Source organism: Sagittula sp. S175, assembly GCF_049800975.1.
GTDB lineage: Bacteria > Pseudomonadota > Alphaproteobacteria > Rhodobacterales > Rhodobacteraceae > Sagittula.
This window is the reverse complement of the sequence record NZ_JBNAGB010000003.1, coordinates 302,965-322,313: the sequence shown is the minus strand read 5'-3', so window position 1 is coordinate 322,313 and position 19,349 is coordinate 302,965. Positions and strand designations below refer to the sequence as shown.

At 65.4% G+C, this 19,349-nt stretch carries 21 protein-coding genes; 2 read left to right on the top strand and 19 right to left on the bottom strand.

Going from position 1 to position 19,349, the window contains the following annotated elements; genetic code table 11:
- Positions 1-34: 34 nt before the first annotated feature.
- The 15 genes from hypD to ACP16H_RS06355 all read right to left on the bottom strand — a co-directional run bounded on the left by hypD (position 35) and on the right by ACP16H_RS06355 (position 12,522).
- Positions 35-1,177 carry a hydrogenase formation protein HypD gene (hypD, locus tag ACP16H_RS06425; RefSeq protein WP_425071436.1) on the bottom strand — a complete coding sequence of 381 codons (1,143 nt, stop codon included), beginning with the start codon at positions 1,175-1,177 and terminating at the stop codon, positions 35-37.
- On the bottom strand, positions 1,174-1,467 hold the full coding sequence (hypC, locus tag ACP16H_RS06420) for a HypC/HybG/HupF family hydrogenase formation chaperone (protein WP_425071435.1): 294 nt from the start codon (positions 1,465-1,467) through the stop codon (positions 1,174-1,176). The genes hypD and hypC overlap by 4 nt, the downstream gene beginning before the upstream one ends.
- Before the next feature lies 1 nt (position 1,468).
- Positions 1,469-2,971: a sigma-54-dependent transcriptional regulator gene (locus ACP16H_RS06415; RefSeq protein WP_425071434.1), complete on the bottom strand. Its 1,503-nt coding sequence runs from the start codon at positions 2,969-2,971 to the stop codon at positions 1,469-1,471.
- A 3-nt stretch (positions 2,972-2,974) separates the two neighbouring features.
- A complete protein-coding gene (gene hypB, locus ACP16H_RS06410; protein WP_425071433.1) occupies positions 2,975-3,856 on the bottom strand; it encodes a hydrogenase nickel incorporation protein HypB in 882 nt (293 codons plus the stop codon).
- The gene (gene hypA / locus ACP16H_RS06405) at positions 3,856-4,197 is read right to left on the bottom strand and encodes a hydrogenase maturation nickel metallochaperone HypA (protein WP_425071432.1); all 342 of its coding nucleotides are present in this window, start codon (positions 4,195-4,197) and stop codon (positions 3,856-3,858) included. Before hypA ends, hypB begins: the two co-directional genes overlap by 1 nt.
- Entirely contained in the window at positions 4,190-5,080 is an 891-nt protein-coding gene (locus ACP16H_RS06400) for a hydrogenase expression/formation protein HupK (RefSeq protein ID WP_425071431.1), read from the bottom strand. The genes hypA and ACP16H_RS06400 overlap by 8 nt, the downstream gene beginning before the upstream one ends.
- Before the next feature lies 1 nt (position 5,081).
- A complete protein-coding gene (gene hybE, locus ACP16H_RS06395; RefSeq protein ID WP_425071430.1) occupies positions 5,082-5,909 on the bottom strand; it encodes a [NiFe]-hydrogenase assembly chaperone HybE in 828 nt (275 codons plus the stop codon).
- On the bottom strand, positions 5,906-6,742 hold the full coding sequence (locus tag ACP16H_RS06390) for a hydrogenase expression/formation C-terminal domain-containing protein (RefSeq protein ID WP_425071429.1): 837 nt from the start codon (positions 6,740-6,742) through the stop codon (positions 5,906-5,908). The genes hybE and ACP16H_RS06390 overlap by 4 nt, the downstream gene beginning before the upstream one ends.
- A 10-nt stretch (positions 6,743-6,752) precedes the next feature.
- Positions 6,753-7,136 carry a hydrogenase accessory protein gene (locus ACP16H_RS06385; protein WP_425071428.1) on the bottom strand — a complete coding sequence of 128 codons (384 nt, stop codon included), beginning with the start codon at positions 7,134-7,136 and terminating at the stop codon, positions 6,753-6,755.
- Positions 7,137-7,154: 18 nt separating this feature from the next.
- Positions 7,155-7,475 (bottom strand): HypC/HybG/HupF family hydrogenase formation chaperone, encoded by a 321-nt coding sequence (locus tag ACP16H_RS06380; RefSeq protein ID WP_425071427.1) that lies wholly within the window; start codon positions 7,473-7,475, stop codon positions 7,155-7,157.
- Positions 7,476-7,478: 3 nt separating this feature from the next.
- Positions 7,479-8,087 carry a HyaD/HybD family hydrogenase maturation endopeptidase gene (locus tag ACP16H_RS06375; RefSeq protein WP_425071426.1) on the bottom strand — a complete coding sequence of 203 codons (609 nt, stop codon included), beginning with the start codon at positions 8,085-8,087 and terminating at the stop codon, positions 7,479-7,481.
- A 556-nt stretch (positions 8,088-8,643) separates the two neighbouring features.
- On the bottom strand, positions 8,644-9,423 hold the full coding sequence (gene cybH / locus ACP16H_RS06370; RefSeq protein WP_425071425.1) for a Ni/Fe-hydrogenase, b-type cytochrome subunit: 780 nt from the start codon (positions 9,421-9,423) through the stop codon (positions 8,644-8,646).
- Positions 9,416-9,616, bottom strand: a complete 201-nt coding sequence (locus ACP16H_RS06365) for a hypothetical protein (protein WP_425071424.1) — start codon at positions 9,614-9,616, stop codon at positions 9,416-9,418. Before ACP16H_RS06365 ends, cybH begins: the two co-directional genes overlap by 8 nt.
- A gap of 14 nt (positions 9,617-9,630) precedes the next feature.
- On the bottom strand, positions 9,631-11,424 hold the full coding sequence (locus tag ACP16H_RS06360; protein WP_425071423.1) for a nickel-dependent hydrogenase large subunit: 1,794 nt from the start codon (positions 11,422-11,424) through the stop codon (positions 9,631-9,633).
- A 3-nt stretch (positions 11,425-11,427) separates the two neighbouring features.
- Complete coding sequence (locus tag ACP16H_RS06355; protein WP_425071422.1) at positions 11,428-12,522, bottom strand: hydrogenase small subunit; 1,095 nt, start codon at positions 12,520-12,522, stop codon at positions 11,428-11,430.
- 412 nt (positions 12,523-12,934) lie between these two features.
- Here ACP16H_RS06355 and ACP16H_RS06350 point away from each other — a divergent pair, with 412 nt between their 5' ends.
- Together ACP16H_RS06350 and ACP16H_RS06345 are read left to right on the top strand one after the other, a co-directional pair.
- Positions 12,935-13,165 carry a DUF4440 domain-containing protein gene (locus ACP16H_RS06350; RefSeq protein WP_425071421.1) on the top strand — a complete coding sequence of 77 codons (231 nt, stop codon included), beginning with the start codon at positions 12,935-12,937 and terminating at the stop codon, positions 13,163-13,165.
- Positions 13,162-13,290 (top strand): hypothetical protein, encoded by a 129-nt coding sequence (locus tag ACP16H_RS06345; RefSeq protein ID WP_425071420.1) that lies wholly within the window; start codon positions 13,162-13,164, stop codon positions 13,288-13,290. Before ACP16H_RS06350 ends, ACP16H_RS06345 begins: the two co-directional genes overlap by 4 nt.
- Positions 13,291-13,299: 9 nt before the next feature.
- Here the strand turns inward: ACP16H_RS06345 and hypF are convergent, their stop codons facing one another.
- The 4 genes from hypF to ACP16H_RS06325 all read right to left on the bottom strand — a co-directional run bounded on the left by hypF (position 13,300) and on the right by ACP16H_RS06325 (position 19,347).
- Positions 13,300-15,534: a carbamoyltransferase HypF gene (gene hypF, locus ACP16H_RS06340; RefSeq protein WP_425071419.1), complete on the bottom strand. Its 2,235-nt coding sequence runs from the start codon at positions 15,532-15,534 to the stop codon at positions 13,300-13,302.
- A gap of 68 nt (positions 15,535-15,602) precedes the next feature.
- A complete protein-coding gene (locus ACP16H_RS06335; RefSeq protein ID WP_425071418.1) occupies positions 15,603-17,027 on the bottom strand; it encodes a nickel-dependent hydrogenase large subunit in 1,425 nt (474 codons plus the stop codon).
- The gene (locus tag ACP16H_RS06330; protein ID WP_425071417.1) at positions 17,024-18,013 is read right to left on the bottom strand and encodes a HupU protein; all 990 of its coding nucleotides are present in this window, start codon (positions 18,011-18,013) and stop codon (positions 17,024-17,026) included. Before ACP16H_RS06330 ends, ACP16H_RS06335 begins: the two co-directional genes overlap by 4 nt.
- On the bottom strand, positions 18,010-19,347 hold the full coding sequence (locus ACP16H_RS06325; protein ID WP_425071416.1) for an ATP-binding protein: 1,338 nt from the start codon (positions 19,345-19,347) through the stop codon (positions 18,010-18,012). The genes ACP16H_RS06330 and ACP16H_RS06325 overlap by 4 nt, the downstream gene beginning before the upstream one ends.
- Between the last annotated feature and the right edge of the window lie 2 nt (positions 19,348-19,349).

Here is a 19,349-nt window from a genome sequence, read left to right as displayed (position 1 = left end):
CCGGTCGCCCCGGCGTCAGCCGGCGCGAAACCTCTTACTCCGCAGGCTCCGCCACCCGCGCGCCACCGTATTGGTAGTAGGCCGCACAGGCCCCTTCCGAACTCACCATCAACGCCCCCAAGGGCATCTCCGGCGTGCAGCCCGTGCCGAACATCGGGCATTGCACAGGCTTCAGACGGCCCGTCATGACTGCGCCGCATTCGCAGCCCTCCGGCTCCTGTACGGATCGCTCGCCCGAGGCGTAGCCGATGCCGAACTTCTCTTCCGCGTCCCACGCCTTGTAGGCGTCGCGAATGCGCAAGCCCGAGGCGTCGATCTCGCCCAGTCCGCGCCATTCGAACGAGGGGCGTTCCTCGTAGACATCGGCGATGGCGGCCAGAGACACCGGGTTGCCGTGCTCGGGTACGATGCGGGCGTACTGGTTCTCGATCTCGGCGCGGCCGTCGCGGATCTGTTCCAGCACCATCAGCACCGATTGCAACAGGTCCAGCGGTTCGAAACCCGCGACCACCAGCGGCTTGCCGTAGTCCTCGGCGATGAAGTCATAGGGATGCACGCCGATAACCATGGACACATGCCCCGGCCCGACAAAGCCGTCGAGGATCATGTGCGGATCGTCCAGCAGCGCCTTGATGGGCGGCGGCACGGTGATGTGGTTGCAGAAGACGCTGAAATTCGCCAGCTCCTCGCGTGCCGCTTGCTGGATCGACAGGGCGGTCGAGGGCGTCGTGGTTTCAAAGCCGAGGCCGAAGAACACGACTTCCTTCGTCGGGTTGCGCCGCGCGATCTCAAGCGCGTCCAGCGGCGAGTAGACCATGCGGATGTCCGCGCCGTCCGCCTTTGCCTGCAACAGCGACTTCTTTGTCCCCGGCACGCGCATGGCGTCACCAAAGGTGGTAAAGATCACGTCCGGGCGTTCGGCGATCTCGACGCATTCGTCGACGCGCGACATGGGCAGCACGCAGACCGGGCAGCCCGGGCCGTGGATGAACTCCAGCCCTGGCGGCACGAGCTTGTCCAGCCCGTAGCGAAAGATCGCGTGGGTATGCCCGCCGCAGATCTCCATGATGTGTACCGGCTTGTCCGCCGTGGCGCCGATCTCGTCCAACACCCGGCCAATGGCGGCCAGCAGCGCCTTCGCGGCCTTCGGGTCGCGGAACTCCTCTGCGTATTTCATGCCTGTGTCCCCTCCAGGGCCGCCTCGCCATGGGCCATCGCTTCGAGCGTCTCCTGCGCCTCGCCAAGCCCGCGCAGGGCCTCGAGCGTCGCCGCCGCCTCGTCTTCGTCGATCACGGACATGGCAAAGCCCACGTGGATCAGCGCCCATTTGCCCACGACCTCCTCGATCGGGCCGGTCGCGATGCAGGCCACGTTGACCTCGCGCCGGACGCCCGACACCTCGGCCATGGCCATCATGCGCGCCTCATCGGTTACGGCAACAATCTGCCCCGGTATTCCCAGACACATCTTATTCTTCCTCCTCGTCACCAATGTCGGCGCCGACCTTGCGCGGCTCTTCTATCCCGTAGCGTTCGATCTTGGCCCTGAGGCCCACGCGGCTAAGACCCAGCTCGGACGCCGCCCGCGACTTGTTCCACTTCAGACGGGTCAGGGTCTCGCGCAGGATGCGCATCTCGATCTGCTCCACCCGTTCCTTGAGCGACCCGGTGTCCGCCAGCACTGCGTCCACCGTGGCGTCCCGCCCGCCTTCGACCGGTGCGGCCTGAAGGATGTGGCGCGAGATCAGTTCCGGCCCCAGCACCGGGTCCTGGGCAAAGATCAGCATCCGCAGGACCTCGTTTTCGAGCTCCTTCATGTTGCCCGGCCAATGGTAGCGCTTGAGGAAATCCACGGCGTCCTCGCACAGGCCATGCACGATCTTGCCGTGACGGCTGGCCGCCTCGAACAACATTTCCTGCGCCAGAAGGGCCAGGTCGTCCAGTCTCGCGCGCAGCGGTGGCATGTGCAGCGTGGTCTGCGCCAGCGCGTAGAACAGATCGGCGCGGAAGCTGCCCGCCTCGACCTCGGCCCGCAGGTCATGGTTCGACCCCGCCACGAGCCGCGCGTTCGAACGTACCGTTTCATGGCCACCCACCGGGCGGAACACGCCCTCGGTCGCCACCTGTTGCAACTGCAGCTGCATGCGCGGGCTGAGGGATTCGACCCCGTTCAGGAACAGGGTGCCCCGGTCGGCCTTTTGCAGCAAACCGACGCCGTTGGTCTGGAGCCCCGGGATCGCGCCGCGCTTGTGGCCGAAGAGCTCGATTTCCAGGATGCGGTCATCGACGCCGACGCAGTTGACCTCGTGAAACGCCCGGTCGGACCTGAGCGAGCCGTAGTGGATCGCGCGGGCCATCTCGGCCTTGCCGGTGCCGCTTTCGCCGACGATCATCACGGACACGTCGAAGGAGGCGAACTGCCGCGCCTGTGCCACCACCGGGTTCATCGGCGAATTGGCGGTGCGCAGGATCTTTTCGAACCCCAGCCCCTCGCGCAGGGCGCGGCGCTTTTCCGACAGCTTGTGTTCGACAGACCGCGTCAGGAACCGCATTTCCAGCGACATGCGTTCATGGTCGCGGTTCAGGCGGAACAGATCGCTGGCGTTCTTGGCCATCATGATCAGCTGATCGGGATGCCAGGGCTTCGTGATCAGCTGGTAGATGCCCGCATCGTTGATCGCCGCGATCATGTCCTGTGTTTCGGCGTAACCCGTGATGATGATGCGCACGGTTTCCGGCCAGCGGTCGCGCACCACCGACAGGAAGTCCACGCCCGACCGCCCCGGCATCCGCTGGTCGCAGATCACCACCTGGACAAAGTTGTCCTCCATCAGCGCCTCGGCCTCGTCGGCACTGAGCGCACAGAGGCAGTCAAAGTCGTCCTCCAGCGCCATGCGCATCGCGGCGAGGGAATGTTCCTCGTCGTCGACCAGCAGGACGGTGGGCAGGGTCTCGGTCATGGCGTCCGACATGGGTTACTCCGCCGCTGCCGGGGCCTGCTTTGCCGCCAGCCGCGTGCGCAGCCAGTTCAGCCAGGCCTCCATCCCCTCGCCCGTGCGCGCGGACAACGAGATGATCTCGATCTCCGGGTTCACGCGGCGCAGGTTGGTTTCATACAGGTCCATGTCCACGTCGCAATGCGGGGCAAGGTCGACCTTGTTCAGGATCGCCAGCCGCGCCGCTTGGAACATGTCGGGGTATTTCAGCGGCTTGTCCTCGCCTTCGGTGACCGAGAGGATCGCGATCTTGCAATCTTCGCCCAGGTCGAAGGAAGCGGGGCAGACGAGGTTGCCGACGTTCTCGATGAACAGCATCGATGCGGGTTCCAATGCGAGATGCTCCAGCGCGTGGCCCACCATGTGACCGTCGAGGTGGCAGCCCTTGCCGGTGTTCACCTGAACGGCGCGGGCGCCGGTGGCGCGGATGCGGTCGGCGTCGTTCTGGGTCTGCTGGTCACCCTCGATCACCGCGAGCGGCTGATTCCCCAGCGCCTCGATGGTCTTGCACAAAAGGGTCGTCTTGCCCGAGCCGGGCGAGGACACGAGGTTCACCGCCAGCACACCCATGGCGTCCAGCGCGCTGCGGTTCATCTCGGCGTAGCGGTCGTTCTTGGCGAGGATCGAGGTCTCGATCTCGATCAGCCGCTGTTGCGACATGCCCGGAACCTCGACACCCGCAGGGCCTTGGCCGAAATGCACATGGTCGTGACCGTGATGGTGGTGGCCATGGTCATGATCGTGATCGTGCCCGTGGTGATGATGGTGGTGCCCATGGTCATGGTCATGCCCGTGGTCATGGGAATGACCATGCCCGTGCACCTTCACCTCGCCGTCAGCACATCCGCAAACCGTACACATCACGCAGCCTCCAAGTCCTTGATTCTCATTTCATCGCCGCCCTGCGGCATCAGCTTGCCGCCGCCGCAATCCGGGCAGCAGTCCAACCGGTGTTCGATTTCGACCGTTTTCATGCAGTCATAACACAGCGCCTGCCCCGGCAGGTCGATCACTTCCAGCGCCGCGCCCTCGGCGGGCGATCCGCGCATCACCACGTCGAAGGCAAAGAACAGCGCGTCCTTCTCGATGCCCGCGAACTTGCCGATTTCCAGCCGCACCTTCGTGATGCGGCTGACGTTGTGGGCGCGCGCCTGATCTTCCAGAACCGTGCGGATGCCCTCGCAGACCGACAACTCATGCATCCTGCACCTCCTGCAGTTTCAGCGGCACGCAGGGGTCCAGGATGTCCAGCAGCAGCGGCCCGAGCCCCCGCTTCTGGTCCGGCAACCGCGCCAGCGATTGTTCCATCACGCCGCCCGGCGCAAGCAGATGATCCGTCGGCGTGACCCGGTGGAACGCCTTGACGACGCCCCGGTCCGTCTTTGCCCGCACCGCATACGTGCCGCGCGCGGCGGCGACAAAGGCCTCGTCCGCGGGTGTCGCCCGGAATCCCAGCCTGTAGCCCGAGATCAGCGCCTCCAGTTCCACGACCCGGCCCAACACCCGCCAGAAAGGCCCGCGTCCGTAGTCGCGTTCGACCGCGCGCATCATCGGATGATCCGCCCAGCGTCCCGCGACCGAGTTCTCGAACGGCCGGATTTCCAACGACTCCGCCCCCTCCGGCACGGGCAGTACGTCGCTCGCCGCCTCACCGGGCAAGAAGCTGTCGCGGACCTGCGCCAGCAGGCGGAACACGCCTTCGCGCGCGGTCAGAGCCCGTGCAAGGGCAAAGGCCTCGTCCGGCATGCGGTACAAATCGCCCAGCAGAATCGGGCGCAGCAGCGCGGGATCGGATTGCCATCCAGAGGGCAAGGCCTGCGCCACGCCGCCAAAGTGGCGCGGCAACCGGATCGCCAGCATCATGACGTGATCGCGCAGGATCTCGGCATGCAGGGCATCGTCTGCCCCCTCCACGAGCGGTTTACCAAAGGCCAGCCGCGCGGCGGTTTCCTGCGCGCCACGGCACAGGTTGAAGACGCGCGGCAGGATCGCCGAGGCTTCCTCGATGTTCCGCCCCACGACGAGGCGGTCCACCGGCAGGGCCGGAGGGGTAACCCACGTCAGGCGCGGAGCATGGTCGAGCATCTTACTCTCCCGACGCGGCGGCCAGACCGCCGGTGATAACGGCGCGCCGCGAGGGCGTCGGGTCCAGTTCCACCTCTTCCGCTGCCTCTTCGGCCTCTGCTTCGGCAGCGGCTTTCTCGGCCTCTTCCTGCGCCTTCAGGTCGTCTTCGCGCATCTTGCGGATGTCGGCGGAACGGTCGGTCTCGGCGCGGTGCTCTTCCTGGAAGAGCGCGACCATCACGGCACGCGCCACATCGGTCGCATCGCGGTGCGATTTGAAATCGCCCATCGGCGAGAACAGCGAGCACGCCTTGTAGCCGCCGACCTGCTCGCGGACGTTGTGGATGAACTCGTAGTCGCCGGAGGGGAACCGCACCACTTCCTTTTCACCGGGCTTCAGGCCGGACCAGTCCTCGCCCTCGGCGGAGAGCAGGAACAGGTTCATGAACCACGGCGTAATCAGCACGCCCAGCGGACGCCCCTCGTGCATCTGAAAGCCGATGGCCTCGATCTGCAGCGCCGCGTTGATCATCGGCACGTCGCGCATCTTCGAATGCCAGATCTCGCGGAAATCGGCCTCGAGTGCCGCGACGCGCGGGGCCATGGCCTGCGCCTCAAGAGCCTCGGTGCTGCCGGGATCGGACTGCACGAGGAACTGCTCCTTGGGGGCCGAACAATTCGGGCACGACCAGTCGTCCGGAAGCGCAAGGAACGGCGTCCCCGCTTCGACCTGCCGCGTGTCGTCGCCCTCTGCCGGATCGTAGGGCGTCCAGCAGATCTTGCATTCCATGATGGCGCGGTCGCTGATCTTGTCCGACGCGCCGAGATAGGATCCTTCGAAACCGGTCATTTCAGCGCCTCCAGGACTTCGTGGATACGTTCGCCACTGTCGACGAGATCCTCGTTGGCGGCCAGCACCACTTCGGGCATGTCCGTCACTTCGAAGGTGTCGAGGATCAGCACGTCCATCGAGTTGTAGAACTGCACCCGCCAGACATGCGGCAGGCCGGTCGCGGTGACGCGGCAATTGCCATAGCCGCGCGACAGCAGCATGACCGAGCCCTGCCCCAGTGCCGACTCCAGCCATTCGAGGTCCTGCTCGGTGTGCGGCAGCAGGGTCAGGTTGACCACGTGCATCTCGGCTTCGGTGCCATAAAGCGAGGACTTCTCCTCCAGCTCCACCGCGATGGCCGGGCCATTCACAACGCCCATGCCCTTCACCGCCTGCGACCCGGCAGAGGGCTTGCGCGGCACGAAGGCCCGCGCCCGCGCTGCCTGCGGCACGGCGGCGACCTCAATCCGGTCCACGCCGTCGCCGCGCACCCGCCAGACCCCGGCAAAGACCGATTCCTGGGCCGCCAGCGCCGGAAGGCCCCAGATCTTTACCGACACTTCGCCTTCGCCCATGGTCTCGGCCACCAGCGCAAGGTTCGCCGCGTCCAGCCCCGTCAGGTCGAAGGACTTCGACCCGCCGCGCAACGCGATTTCCTGGCAGGCGTGACCGACTTCGGCCATCAGCGCCATGGCGGCAGACACATCGGTATCCTCGGCCACGTCGGGAATACGCGGCGTATAGGTCCGCATGTCCTGCGGCATCGGCATGTATTCCAGTTCCTTGTCCTCGTCGCCCAGAGGCTGCGAGCCCGGACCAAAGCCGGTCGGCGGCATCACGAAATTCGACATGTCTCTCCCCTTATTCCGCGGCCACGGGCAGGCTCAGGATATGAGCCACGCGCGCCATGTAGTCGTCCCAGTCCCGCACCTTCGGGATCGCACCGATCATCTGACCGTCGCGGTAGAAGATCAGGCTCGGCGTCTTGAACACCTTGGTGTCGTTGCGCACCTGCTCCTCGACCGCGTTGCCCACGACGGCGCAGTCGAAACGGCCCTGAAAGGCCTGCTTCAGCTCGGGCAGGATGACCGCCACGTCGGCGGTCTCGAGGTTGCGCACGGGGTCGCCGGGGACGAACAGCACATGCACGCCCTCCTGCGCGGTATAGGCCTCGACCGACCCGATGTCGTCAAAGGCAGGCCAGCCGAACTCGTCGGACAGGCGGGAAATCAGGGGATGGGTCATCGCGTTTCCTCGAGTCTTTCAAACTGTGGTCTTGCCGGCATCCAGCGCGGCTTGCAGGTGAGGCGGCAGGCGCGGGCCGCTCTCCTCCAGATCGGCAAAGGCATCGCCCAGATCGCCGCCGTTCATCAGCGAACGCAGGCCGCCCAAGGCGCGCATGATCTTGTCCGCCTCGTCCTCGGTGACGATCTCGCGCGCCGCGCCGAGGAAGTTCAGCACCCAGTCGCCGACCTTCGCATCCGGGGTCAGCGACAGATCCACGATCTCGCGCCCCTCGGCCCCTTCCGCCGTGGCCGCGATCCCGTCGATGGCGAGGATCTTCATGGGAACACCCAGGCACATGGCTTACACCGCCTTCGGCAGGAAGCGGTCGTCCCCGATACGGCAGGCCTCTTCCTCGGAGGGGCGTCCCTCCTCGTAGGCACCGCGCAGGATCGACTTGTCCGCCAGCAGGCTGTCGTTACCCTTGCCCGGCACGGGCGTGATGCCCCAGCCGCGCAGGCGGTCAAGCGCGATCTCGATGGCGGGCTGGATCTGCGCCGCGACCACGTCACGCAAGCCGCCGCCGTAGTCTTCCAGCTCTTCCGGCTGGCAGCCGATCAGCACCAGCGTCTCGGGACAGTAGCCCATCAGCTGCGCCGTGGCGATCACGTCCTGAAAGCCGGTCTGGTGCAGCGACATCTTCTTGGCACCCATGAAGGCAGGGACCTCGTCGCCCTCGACGATCTTCATCGTGCCGGGCTCCAGCCCGTAGTCCACCGCGTCGAAAACGATCAGCGCATCGGCCTCTTCGAGGAACGGCAGCAGGTAAAGACCCTGCGTGCCGCCATCCAGCAGCGTCACATGTTCCGGAAAGGACCACTGGTCCGTCATGGCCTCGACACAGCGCACGCCGAACCCTTCGTCGGCCCACAGCACGTTTCCGATGCCCATGACGAGCGTCTTCTTATACATTCGTAATGTCCTCCCAGTCGCGCGCCCGCCCCGGCAAAGGGATGGAAGCGCCATTTCCATTAGCCACTCTCTTCGTCCGCGCCGCTTCCGACAAGCAAATCGCCAGTTTTACCGAATTCTGGAGAGAACCCTTTAACCCCCTGCCAAATCGTGAATTTTTCGGCACTCGACAGAACTCGCAAAAGAATAAAGTGAAATCAGATTATCCACTTTCAGGACAAATAGGCCACCAAACTTCCAATATAAACATTTACCTCCTCAGAATCTTAACACTTGCCCCCCTGACACCTCTGGAACCACGACCACCAGTTCCACCAGACAAAGGCAGCGCGCTGACCACCTTTTTCTGCTTCTTCTTGGTCCAAATATTCCGGGGGAGCTCCGCAGGAGCGGGGGCAGAGCCCCCTTCGGCGCGCCCGGAACGGGTGCGCCGGTCGCCCGAGCGTGAGCTCAGGCGAAACCCCTCGAACCCATCGCCAAAGCCCAGCGCAAACATCCCAACACGAAAAGGGCGGACCCGCAGGCCCGCCCTCATCACTCGCAACACAAGCACCACTCAGTCGACGCGGTCGTCCTTGAACGTCCGGTGACCGGAGATCATCGTCGAAACGATGGACTGGCGGGACATGATGTCCTCGCGGATCGCCACATAGATGTGGATGATCATGAAGACCACGATGAACCACATCCCCAGGTGATGCACCGAGTGCACGATCTGCGAATTGCCGAACAGCGTCAGAACCCAGCTCGTCGCCCCGTAGATGAAGCTGTGATCGCCCAGGCCTTCACCATACAGGGCCAGCCCCGTCAGGATCATGAAGGACAGGCCCAGCGTCATGAACATGAACATGGCCAGCTGTGCCAGCGGGTTGTGGCCCACGTATTTCTTCGGCTCGGATTCGAGGAACAGGTACCACTTGATCTCGAACCACAGTTCCGACCACCAGTGCTTGTTGGTCAACGGAAGATAGAACAGCTGCTTGGCATGGTGGTTGCCCACCAGCGCCCAGTAGATGCGGCCAAAGAAGCCCACCGTCAGGATCAGCCCGGCCGCGAAATGCGCAAAGCGCGTGTAGCCGAAGACGAACTGATGCGTCGCCTCGCCGATCTGCATCGACGGGAACGGGTTGCCGATGAACCAGCCCGTGATGCAAAGCACGAAGATGCACAGCGCGTTGATCCAGTGCCACAGGCGCACGGGCGCCTCGTAGACATAGACCGAGGTGCGCTTGCGGATGCTGTCCAGATCCTGCGCCGTGGCGTCGCCCGTCAGGCGCGCCGTCGGCAGAGGATCCACGCCCGCACGGGCGTTGTGGATCGTTTCTCCATCATGCATCGTCGCGTCCTCGCGCGTCACCGGAAACATCGCGTCCCCGCGCGAGCCAGGCGACACCAGCCGCCAGGACGATGACCGCCAGCGCCGGTGCAAGGTGCACCAGCCCGTGCGAGCTTTCCGCGACCGGGGCATGTGCCCCGTGCGCGAAGGAGGCTGCCGGAAGAAGGGTCAGAAGGGTTGCAATACGTTTCATGAGTCTTTCCTCCCTCAGCGCACCTTGACGGTGGTCAGTTCATCGCCGTCGGGCGACATCACGTGGGTCGAGCAGGCCAGGCACGGGTCGAAGCTGTGCAGGGTCCGCAGGATTTCCACGGGCTCTTCCGGGCGCTCCATCTTGGTGTTCATCAGCGATGCTTCGAACGCCCCGATATTTCCGGCCGTGTCACGCGGCGAGCCGTTCCAGGTCGTGGGCACCACGCACTGGTAGTTCTCGATGCGACCGTCCTTGATCTTCACCCAGTGACCCAGGGCACCGCGCGGCGCTTCGGTCATGCCGACGCCCTTGGCTTCCTTAGGCCAGGTCGACGGGTCCCACTTCGCCACGTTGGCGGTGGATTCGTCGCCGTTCTTGATGTTGGTCACCAGCTTGTCGAAGAAGTGCTTCTGCAGGCGACCGCAGTACTCGGACTCCAGCGCGCGTGCCGCGGTGCGGCCCAGCGTCGAGAACAGTGCCGACAGCGGCAAGTTCATGTCCCGCAGCAGGCCGTCCACCTGGTTCTTGATGTCCTCGTGACCCTTGGCGTAGCCGACCACGTAGCGGGCCAGCGGACCCACTTCCATGGCGTGCCCGCGCCAGCGCGGTGCCTTGATCCACGAGTACTTTGCCGCTTCGTCCAGCTCCTTGATGTCGGTCTTGGTGCCCTTGGCATTCGGCCCAAGCTCGTACTTCGGCTCGGTGACGCCATCCCACGGGTGCAGACCCTTGCCGGCCTCGCCGTAGGTGTACCACGAGTGGTCCACGTACTCCTGAACCTGCTCGGGGTCGCGCGGATCGACGTCGTGCACCTCGTTGAGGTTGCCGTTGATGATCGCGCCACGCGGCAGGTGCAACTGCTCGGGCGAGAAGTCGTTCGGGTTCTCCGGGATGTCGCCGTAGGCAAGGCATGCCTTGGAGGACAGACCGCCACCATAGAGCCAGTTCTTGTAGAAGCCGCCGATCGCCTTCACGTCCGGGAGGTAGACGTTCTTGTTGAACTCGATGCACTTGTCGATGATCGACGACACGAGGTTCAGGCGTTCCATGTTGATCGCGCCGACAGCACCGGTGCTGTGGACGTTGATCGGGCACGGCACGCCGCCCACCAGCCAGTTCGGGTGCGGGTTCTTGCCGCCAAAGATCGTGTGGACCTTGACGATTTCCTTCTGGAGGTCGAGCGCCTCAAGGTAGTGGGTCGTCGCCATCAGGTCCGCTTCGGGCGGCAGCAGGTAGGCAGGGTTGTCCCAGTAGCCGTTCTTGAACAGACCCAGCTGGCCGGATTCGACGAACTTCTTCAGACGGTTCTGCACGTCACGGAAGTAGCCCGGCGAGGACAGCGGGTGCGACGGCGACACCGCCTGTTGCAGCTCGGACGTCGCTTTGGGGTCAGCGCGCAGGGCGTTGACCGGGTTCACCCAATCCAGCGCATGCAGGTGGTAGAAGTGCACGACGTGGTCATGGATCTCCAGGTTCAGCTGCATGATGTTGCGGATGGAGTTCGCGTTGTCCGGGATCTCGATCTTCAGCGCGTCTTCCACGGCGCGCACGGACGTCAGCGCGTGCGTACCGGTGCAGACGCCGCAGATCCGCTCGGTGAAGGCCCATGCGTCACGGGGGTCGCGACCCTTCAGGATGACTTCGAGGCCGCGCCACATGGTGCCGGTGGACACCGCGTTGCGGATGAAGCCCTGCTCGTCCACGTTCACTTCGCAGCGCATATGGCCTTCGATCCGGGTCACCGGGTCGACGACGATGCGCTGGCCGGAGTTGTCCAGCTCGAAGCCGTTCGGGGTTTGAATGACCATCTATCAGGCCTCCTCGTTCGCAGGCGCGTCCTGCGTCTTTTTCTGTGCGGCCTTCAGCGCGGTGATGGCAGCGTGGAGCGCAACGCCCCCACCCACGACACCGGCAGCGGCAAGACCGATCTTGTCCGCGTTCGCCTCGACCCCGAACTGGGTCAGGTCGGTGACGCGGTTGTAGAAGCTGCCCTGATCCCAGAAGCCATCCTCGGAACAGCCGATGCAGCCATGACCCGACTGGATCGGGAAGGAGACGCCTTCGTTCCAGCGCACGGTCGAGCAGGCGTTGTACGTGGTCGGGCCCTTGCAGCCCATCTTGTACAGGCAGTAGCCCTTGCGCGCGTTCTCGTCGTCCCAGGCTTCGACGAACTGACCGGCGTCGAAATGCGGACGGCGGTAGCACTTGTCGTGGATGCGCTGGCCGTAGAACATGGCCGGGCGGCCCTGGCGATCCAACTCGGGCAGGCGGTCAAAGGTCAGCATATAGGTGATGACGCCGGTCATGACCTCGGCGATGGGCGGACAGCCCGGCACCTTGATGATCGGCTTGTCGGTGACGACCTTGTGCACCGGGGTGGCGCGGGTCGGGTTCGGGCTAGCGGCCTGCACACAGCCGTAGGACGCGCAGGCGCCCCAGCTGATGACGGCCTTGGCGTGCTGGGCGGCGTGCTTGAGCTGCTCGACGAAGGGCTTGCCGCCCACGATGCAGAACATACCGTCCTCGTTCAGCGGCGGGTTGCCTTCGACGGCGAGGATGTAGTTGCCCTTGTACTTCTCGATGGTCTCTTCCAGCGCAGCTTCAGCCTGGTGGCCAGCGGCCGCCATCAGCGTGTCGTCGTAGTCGAGCGAGATCATCGACAGAACCACGTCCTTCGCCAGCGGGTGCGCCGAGCGGATGAAGGATTCCGAACAGCAGGTGCATTCAAGGCCGTGCACCCAGATCACCGGCGTACGCGGCTTGGTTTCCATCGCGTGTGCGATCTTCGGCACGAAGGCGGGGCCGAGGCCCAGCGCAGACGCCGTCAGGGCGCAATACTTCATGAAGCTGCGGCGGGTGATCCCCTGCCTGCGCATCACGTCATAAAAAGTTTCGATCTGGCTCAAACTTCCCTCCCCGTTTCCTGTCCCGTTCCTTGCCCGACCGCTCATGCGGCAGTGCAGAATGCCACGGCATACAAGTGGTCAGTCCATATGCAGGCAGGTGGGGGGGATGATGCAAAACGAATGTGCAGCGCGGAAACACGTTAAGATTTCCGCATTTTTACAGGATGTTATCGCAATTATTAAGATTTTATGACTTGTGCCCGGCGGATGCTGCCTGACCGCTTTCCACCACGAGCCGGAAGCAGAGTTTCCGCTGACACGATCTCTGCGCCGCAGAAACGCGCGCAGCGAGTCACGCTTGAAACGCGCTTGGCCTCCAAAGGTTCCGACAATTTTCCGAAAAACGTTAAAGACCACCATCACCGGGATCGCCCCGCACGCGAGGCCCGTCGCCGCCGATGGACAGACCGACATGACACCCGGCCCCCTGCAACCGCTCGAAGAGTGCCTATGGCGTCCCGAAACCCGTTTCGACCGCGCCCTTGTGGACCGCCTGTTTGCCCCGGACCTCGTGGAATTCGGCCGCTCCGGGCGGGTCTACAGCCGCGCCGACCTGCTCGCCGTCCCGCCGCAGCCCTTCACGGCCCGCCTGCCCTGCCGGGTTTCACGACGCGTCCCCTGTCGGCGAACGTGGTCCTCATGACCTACATCAGCGAATTGTCCGTCGGCACGACCACTGAACGCGCCAACCGCGCCTCGCTTTGGCAGCTATACCCCGACGGCTGGAAACTGGCCTTTCACCAGGGCACACCGCTGCCCGATGCGTAGGTCGGGGTTTCACCCCGACTCCCTCGGGATTGACCGCGCTGCCGCCACTAGCGCCTGACCATAGGCCAGCCCACCATCCCCGGCGGGGACCTCGCGGTGCACCAGCACGGGAACGGACAGATCCTCCAGCGCCCGCGACATATACCGCAACAACCGCGCGTTCTGGAAACAGCCGCCCGACAGCGCGACGGCCTGCGCCTCGCCCGTTTCCACCAGCGCCCGCGCGCGCCCCGCAAAGGCGCGCGCCAGCCCGGCATGGAACATGTCCGCGATCTCGCCCAAGGGGGTTCCTGCATCCAGATCCGCCTTCATCGCCGTGAACATGACAGCCGGATCGATCTCGTCTTCGCCGCCAAAGTCATAGCCGGGACGACCGCTCTCGTCCGCCAAGGCCTCCAGCCGCATCGCCGCCTCGCCCTCGTAGCTTTGCACCACGCAGAGGCTGAGCACCGCCGCCACTGCGTCGAACAGCCGCCCCGCCGAGGACGATAGCGGCGCATTCACCCCGCGCTCCGCCGCCATCCGCAGCATTGCCAGCGGCCGGTCGCCGAACACCGCCTCCGCCCAAGGCCCCAGCCCCGCCTGATCCAGCCGCATCAGGGCATTGCGCCAAGGCTCCCGCGCCGCCATGTCGCCGCCGACCAGCGGCGCGGGCTTCAACCAGGCCCGCCGCTCGAAGCCGCGATAATCCGCCAGCAAGACCTCTCCGCCCCAGACGGTCCCATCCGTCCCAAGCCCTGTGCCATCCAGCACGATCCCGGCCACGCGCCCGCCATCCAATGGCCAGCCATTCTCGCCCAGGCAGGACGCCAGATGCGCATGGTGATGCTGCACCTCCTCCAACCGCAGACCCTCGGCCTCCGCCCGTGCCTGCCCGTGCTGCCTCGCCCGGTAACCGGGGTGCAGGTCCACCGCGACGACCTCTGGCCGATGGTCGAACAGCGCCGCATAGTCCCGGTCCGCATCCAGAAACGCATCCCAGGTCAGCGCCTCGTCCAGCTCGCCCAGGTGATGCCCCAACAGCGCCTGCCCGTTCTTCACGAGGCAGATCGCCCCCTTCATCTGCCCACCATAAGCGACGACCTGCGGCGCATCGCCAAAACCTTCGGGCAAGCGGAATGTCCCCGGCACCCGCCCGCGCGCGCGTCTGAGCACCATGCGCGGCTCCGCCCGCTCCACCGAGTCATCGAGGCGCCGCGCGATCTCGCGGTCATGCACGACAAAGGCATCGGCAAAGCCCGACAGCTTCTCGCGCGCCTCGTCGTTGCCGATCACCTGCGGCTCGCCCGACAGGTTGCCCGAGGTCATCACGAGAACCCCGCCAAAGGCCCGCAGCAAGAGGTGATGCAACGGCGTATAGGGCAGCATCCAGCCAAGGCGCGCCATCCCCGGCGCCACGCCCTCGGGCAGCGCCTCTGGCCCCTTGTCCAACAAGACAACCGGCGCGGCAGGATCGCGCAACAGCGCGGCCTCGGCCTCGCCAACCATGGCGAAGCGCCGCACGACGTCCAGTTCCGCCATCAATGCAAAGGGCTTGGACACCCGGCACTTGCGCTCCCGCAACAGCGCCACGGCCTCCGCATTCGCCGCGTCGCAGGCCAAGTGAAACCCACCCAACCCCTTGATCGCCAGCACCTCGCCCCGCCGCAATCGCGCCACGGCCTCCGCCAGCCAGTCGGCGGCGTCGGGCTCCATCCAGACCCGGGGCCCACAGTCGGCACAGGCCACCGGCTGCGCATGGAAGCGCCGGTCGCCCGGATCGCCATACTCGGCCCGGCAGGCCTCGCACATCGGGAAATCCGCCATGGTCGTCTGGACCCGGTCGTAGGGCAGCCCACGCACGATAGTGAAACGCGGCCCGCAATGGGTGCAATTGGCAAAAGGATAGCCAGACCGGCGGTCACCCGGATCGAACACCTCGCCCAGACAATCCTCACAGGTCGCCGCATCCGGCGTTACCCGCGTCTCGGATCCGGCCTCCCCCGAGGCGGAAATCACGAAAGACTCGGCATCGACCGCACAAGGCTCCCACTCCACCGCATCCACGACGGCCAGCTTCGGCTTCTCAGTGACGATGGCCGCCTGAAACGCATCCACTCCCTCGCCTGCGGCGAAAATCAGCACGCCCTCCGCGTCGTTGCGCACCTCGCCAACCAGCCCGAACCGCCGCGCCAACTGCCAGACAAAGGGCCGGAAGCCCACGCCCTGCACTTGCCCCCTGACCCTGATGCGCCGCCCGTTCATGCTTCTTCTTGGCCCAAATACTCAAACCTGATTTTTCGCAGAAAAATCGCCCCACCCGACAGATGCGCTCAGTGCACCGTACAGACCATGCAGGGATCGAATGACCGCACCACGTGCTGCACGCTCAGGGGCGTGTCCTCACCCTCTCCCACGGGACAGCCTACCAAAGCCGCTTCCACCGGCCCCGCCACGCCGCCCGCATCGCGCGGCGAGAAATTCCACGTCGTCGGCGCGATGATCTGGTAGCGCGCGATCTTGCCGCGCTCCACCGTCAGCCAATGTCCCAGCGATCCGCGCGCCGCCTCGACCAGACCGACACCCTCGCCATCGCGCAAGGTCACCTCTGCCATGAACGCCGCTTCCGGCTTGATCGCCGCGAGCATCCGCTCCAACGCGATCTGTGTCCGCGCGATTTCCAACAACCGCCCCGCAACACGTGCCCGGACACCGCCTTCCCCGGCCAGCGCCAGGGCCAGCGGATGCCCATCCACCACCTGCCGCGCCAAGGCACCGACCTCCACGGTCTCGCCCGCCAGTCGCGGCGCCTTGCACCACGAATAGGCGCTCTCGCGCATCTCCGCATCTGGCCGCGTGTCTCCCTGCGCGGGATGCGCTGCCTCACCCAGCATCCAGGCGTGGCTCAGGTCTTCGACGATGCTGCCCATCTCCACCGGGGCGACCGCGCCATCGGACCAAAGCCCGGACGCGAACACCCGCCCCTCCGGCTCCGGATAGGCGCCGAACGACATGTAGCGCCCCGGCCCCTTGCCCAGCGCCGCGAGGTCCAATCCGGCGGCGACCTGCAGAAAGAACCCGGCGTCCCCGGTGTCCCACCGTTCAAGATCGGTAACTGAAGACAGCCCGGCAAAGGCCTCTACCGGAGCGCCAAAGACCTCCGTCTCCAGGAACCGCCGGAAAGCCTTCAGCGAGGCCCCGATCCGCACCTTGTCGCGCAAGGACGGGGCGCGCGTCACGCCCCCCGGCTGGATCGCCAGCGTGTGCGGCCACTTGCCGCCCAGCATCCCGACAATGTGGAACAGCTCCGCCCGCGCCGCGACAGCCGCCCGCGCGCCGGACCCGGACCCGGCCAGAAACCGCTGCACCGCCCGCCCGTGCCATGGTTGACCGGCGTAACCCACGCGGGCGAAATCCGGCATGAAGAACAGGTAGAAATGGGTCACGTGGTCCGCGATGTTCTCTACCGCGTGCAGCAGGGACGCCACCCGCAAGCCCTCGGGCGCCATGCCACCGCCCGCCATGTCCGACAGCGCTAGGGCCGCCGCCGCCGACTGCGAAATCGAACAGATCCCGCAGATGCGCGGCGTGATGGTCAGGGCATCCACCGGAGCCTTCCCCACCATCATCCGTTCGAACCCTCGAAACAGCGGGGAATTGGCATAGGCCGCCGCGACGCGCCCCTCTGACACATCCAGCCGGATCTCCAGATCGCCCTCGACCCGGTTGAACGGCCCCACCAGCAACGTCTTTGTCATTGGCCGCGCACCTTCGGCGCAGGCGGCACCTTGACCCGGTCACTCACCGCGTTCACCCCGATCCGCCGCGGCGTCGCGGCCTTGGACAGGGACGCCAGCGCCATGAACCACGCCTTCGGCATGTCCGTCGGCAAGCCCACAGGGATACCCGCGAATTTCGGCGTTTCGGTGAAGGAATGACCCGGCTCTTCGAACTCAGGCGCGGTGCAGTTGATGCAGGGATAGCCTGCCCGCGTGCAGGACCCTTCGCCGTTCCAGCCGCGAATGTTGCAATCGCCCACGGCCTGCGTGCCGATGCAGCCGAGATGCTCCATCATGCAGCCGATCTGGCTCAGGCTTTCGGCGCTCGCCTTGTATTCGTAGAATTCGTTTTTCGGGCAGGCGTGGTGCACGAGGTTCTCGGCATAAAAGCGGGGACGGCCGTAGGCATCCAGCGCCTCCGCCCCCATGCCCTGCGCCAGCAGCATCAGAGTCTCCGTCACCCAGTCGGGATGTGTCGGACAGCCCGCCACGTTCACCACCGGCAAACCACCTCTGGCGACGAAATTCGTGCCCAAAGCGCCGCCCTTTTCCGCGCCATCGTACATCAAGCCCACGGCATCGGTCAGATTCTCCCCGGCCGAGGTCACCCCGCCATAAGCCGCACAGGTGCCCACCGCGACCACATGCGTCGCCAGTTTGGACAGCGACCGCACCCAGTCCAGCATCGACCGCCCGGTCCCCGCCATCATCTGGTACTTGCCGGTGCCATGCGGCCCCATCAGGATCGAGCCTTCGACACAGAGGATATCCAAAGACTGTTCGCCGCTTTCAATGCGGGCCAGAAGGTCACGCACCTCGGAGCCCGTCGCCTCGGACAGCGAAGGATGCCACAGTAGCTCCAGCCCCGCGCCGTCCAACAAGTCAAACAGCCCCGGCGCCTCGGCGCACAACAGGGACATGGAACAGCCGCCACAACCTGCCGTCTGCAACCAGAGTATATTCATGCCTGCTCCGATCCCTTCCCACCCGCGCGCGGCAACGTCACGCGGAAACACGCGCCCATTGCCTGCGGCACCAGCTCCAGCGAGCCGCCGTGTTCCTCGACGATCTTGTTGGAAATCGCCAGCCCCAGCCCGGTGCCCGCCCCCACATCCTTCGTGGTAAAGAAAGGATCAAAGATCGCCTGCACAAGGTCTTCGGGCACGCCCGGTCCATTGTCCGCCACGTCAACCATGGCGGTCTGGGCATCCTGATGCACGGTCATGTGGATTTCGCGGCCCTCCTGCCCCTCCATGGCATCCGCCGCGTTCTGCACGAGGTTCATCAGCACCTGCTGGATATGTCCCGGCCGCCCCATGGCCCGCACACCCTCGCCCTCGAAACGGATCACCAAGGGTCCACGCGCTCCGCGCTCCACCCATGTGGCCGCAACCCGCGCGCAATCCGCAAGGTCAAAGGCCACCATGTCCCCAGTGCCATCCGCCGACAGCCGCCGCAGGTCGGCCACGATGTCGCGTACCCGCTCCGCCCCCTCGGTCGCGCCGGTCAGCGCTTGCCGCAGGTTCTTCAGATCCCGGTCCAGCCGCAGCTTGCCCCGCAAGGCTACCAGTTCTTCACGCGAGGCGCCGCCCTGCACCTGCTCGAAATACTGTTCGAACCGGTCGACGTATTTCCCCAGCGCATGGGTGTTGGCATAGACAAAGCTGATCGGGTTGTTCAATTCATGCGCCACACCGGCCAGAAGCCGGCCCAGCGAAGCCAGCTTTTCGTTGCGCACCAACAGTGTCTGCGTCTGCTTTAGCGTCTCGTGGCTCTCCGCCAGTTCCGAATAGGCCCTGCGCAGTTCGCCCAAGGGCCGACCCGTCAGCACCACACCGACGCGCCGCCGGCGATCCCGCCGCGCCGCCAGACGCCAATCCACCGGCTCCAGCCCCTCGCAGCCGATCAAAGCGCCCTCGACCACCGTATCCGCCGAATCCATCAAGGCCTGCTCCAAGGCATGGCCCAGTGCATCCTGCGCCTCGGGGGCGACGAAATCCAGGAACCCGCGCCCCACGGCCTGGCTTGTCTCCAGGCCCACCATGGCACAGAACGAGGCGCTCGCCTCGACGATCACCCCGGCCTTGTCGGTCACCACGAGATAGTCGCCGATCGACCCCATGATCGACCCGAGCACCCCGCGCAGCGCCCGCAGCTCGGCGTTCCGCGTTTCCAGCTGCTCCTGGTAGGCCACGAGTTCAGCATAGGTCCGGTCGACGGCACGCAGCACGTCTGTCCAGGCTTCCTCGCCCATCTTGCCCGGTGCTACCGGGGACGTCTGTTCGCTCAGCGTCTCCATGG

What these genes read in the sequence shown, in the direction of transcription:
- ACP16H_RS06325 (WP_425071416.1), bottom strand. Translation starts at nt 19,347, where the DNA reads ATGGAGACGCTGAGCGAACAGACGTCCCCGGTAGCACCGGGCAAGATG.
- hypD (WP_425071436.1), bottom strand. Translation starts at nt 1,177, where the DNA reads ATGAAATACGCAGAGGAGTTCCGCGACCCGAAGGCCGCGAAGGCGCTG.
- ACP16H_RS06390 (WP_425071429.1), bottom strand. Translation starts at nt 6,742, where the DNA reads ATGTCGAATTTCGTGATGCCGCCGACCGGCTTTGGTCCGGGCTCGCAG.
- ACP16H_RS06400 (WP_425071431.1), bottom strand. Translation starts at nt 5,080, where the DNA reads ATGCTCGACCATGCTCCGCGCCTGACGTGGGTTACCCCTCCGGCCCTG.
- cybH (WP_425071425.1), bottom strand. Translation starts at nt 9,423, where the DNA reads ATGCATGATGGAGAAACGATCCACAACGCCCGTGCGGGCGTGGATCCT.
- ACP16H_RS06375 (WP_425071426.1), bottom strand. Translation starts at nt 8,087, where the DNA reads ATGTATAAGAAGACGCTCGTCATGGGCATCGGAAACGTGCTGTGGGCC.
- hypC (WP_425071435.1), bottom strand. Translation starts at nt 1,467, where the DNA reads ATGTGTCTGGGAATACCGGGGCAGATTGTTGCCGTAACCGATGAGGCG.
- ACP16H_RS06380 (WP_425071427.1), bottom strand. Translation starts at nt 7,475, where the DNA reads ATGTGCCTGGGTGTTCCCATGAAGATCCTCGCCATCGACGGGATCGCG.
- ACP16H_RS06385 (WP_425071428.1), bottom strand. Translation starts at nt 7,136, where the DNA reads ATGACCCATCCCCTGATTTCCCGCCTGTCCGACGAGTTCGGCTGGCCT.
- ACP16H_RS06360 (WP_425071423.1), bottom strand. Translation starts at nt 11,424, where the DNA reads ATGGTCATTCAAACCCCGAACGGCTTCGAGCTGGACAACTCCGGCCAG.
- hypA (WP_425071432.1), bottom strand. Translation starts at nt 4,197, where the DNA reads ATGCATGAGTTGTCGGTCTGCGAGGGCATCCGCACGGTTCTGGAAGAT.
- hypB (WP_425071433.1), bottom strand. Translation starts at nt 3,856, where the DNA reads ATGTGTACGGTTTGCGGATGTGCTGACGGCGAGGTGAAGGTGCACGGG.
- ACP16H_RS06350 (WP_425071421.1), top strand. Translation starts at nt 12,935, where the DNA reads ATGACACCCGGCCCCCTGCAACCGCTCGAAGAGTGCCTATGGCGTCCC.
- hypF (WP_425071419.1), bottom strand. Translation starts at nt 15,534, where the DNA reads ATGAACGGGCGGCGCATCAGGGTCAGGGGGCAAGTGCAGGGCGTGGGC.
- ACP16H_RS06335 (WP_425071418.1), bottom strand. Translation starts at nt 17,027, where the DNA reads ATGACAAAGACGTTGCTGGTGGGGCCGTTCAACCGGGTCGAGGGCGAT.
- hybE (WP_425071430.1), bottom strand. Translation starts at nt 5,909, where the DNA reads ATGACCGGTTTCGAAGGATCCTATCTCGGCGCGTCGGACAAGATCAGC.
- ACP16H_RS06345 (WP_425071420.1), top strand. Translation starts at nt 13,162, where the DNA reads ATGACCTACATCAGCGAATTGTCCGTCGGCACGACCACTGAACGCGCC.
- ACP16H_RS06415 (WP_425071434.1), bottom strand. Translation starts at nt 2,971, where the DNA reads ATGTCGGACGCCATGACCGAGACCCTGCCCACCGTCCTGCTGGTCGAC.
- ACP16H_RS06330 (WP_425071417.1), bottom strand. Translation starts at nt 18,013, where the DNA reads ATGAATATACTCTGGTTGCAGACGGCAGGTTGTGGCGGCTGTTCCATG.
- ACP16H_RS06365 (WP_425071424.1), bottom strand. Translation starts at nt 9,616, where the DNA reads ATGAAACGTATTGCAACCCTTCTGACCCTTCTTCCGGCAGCCTCCTTC.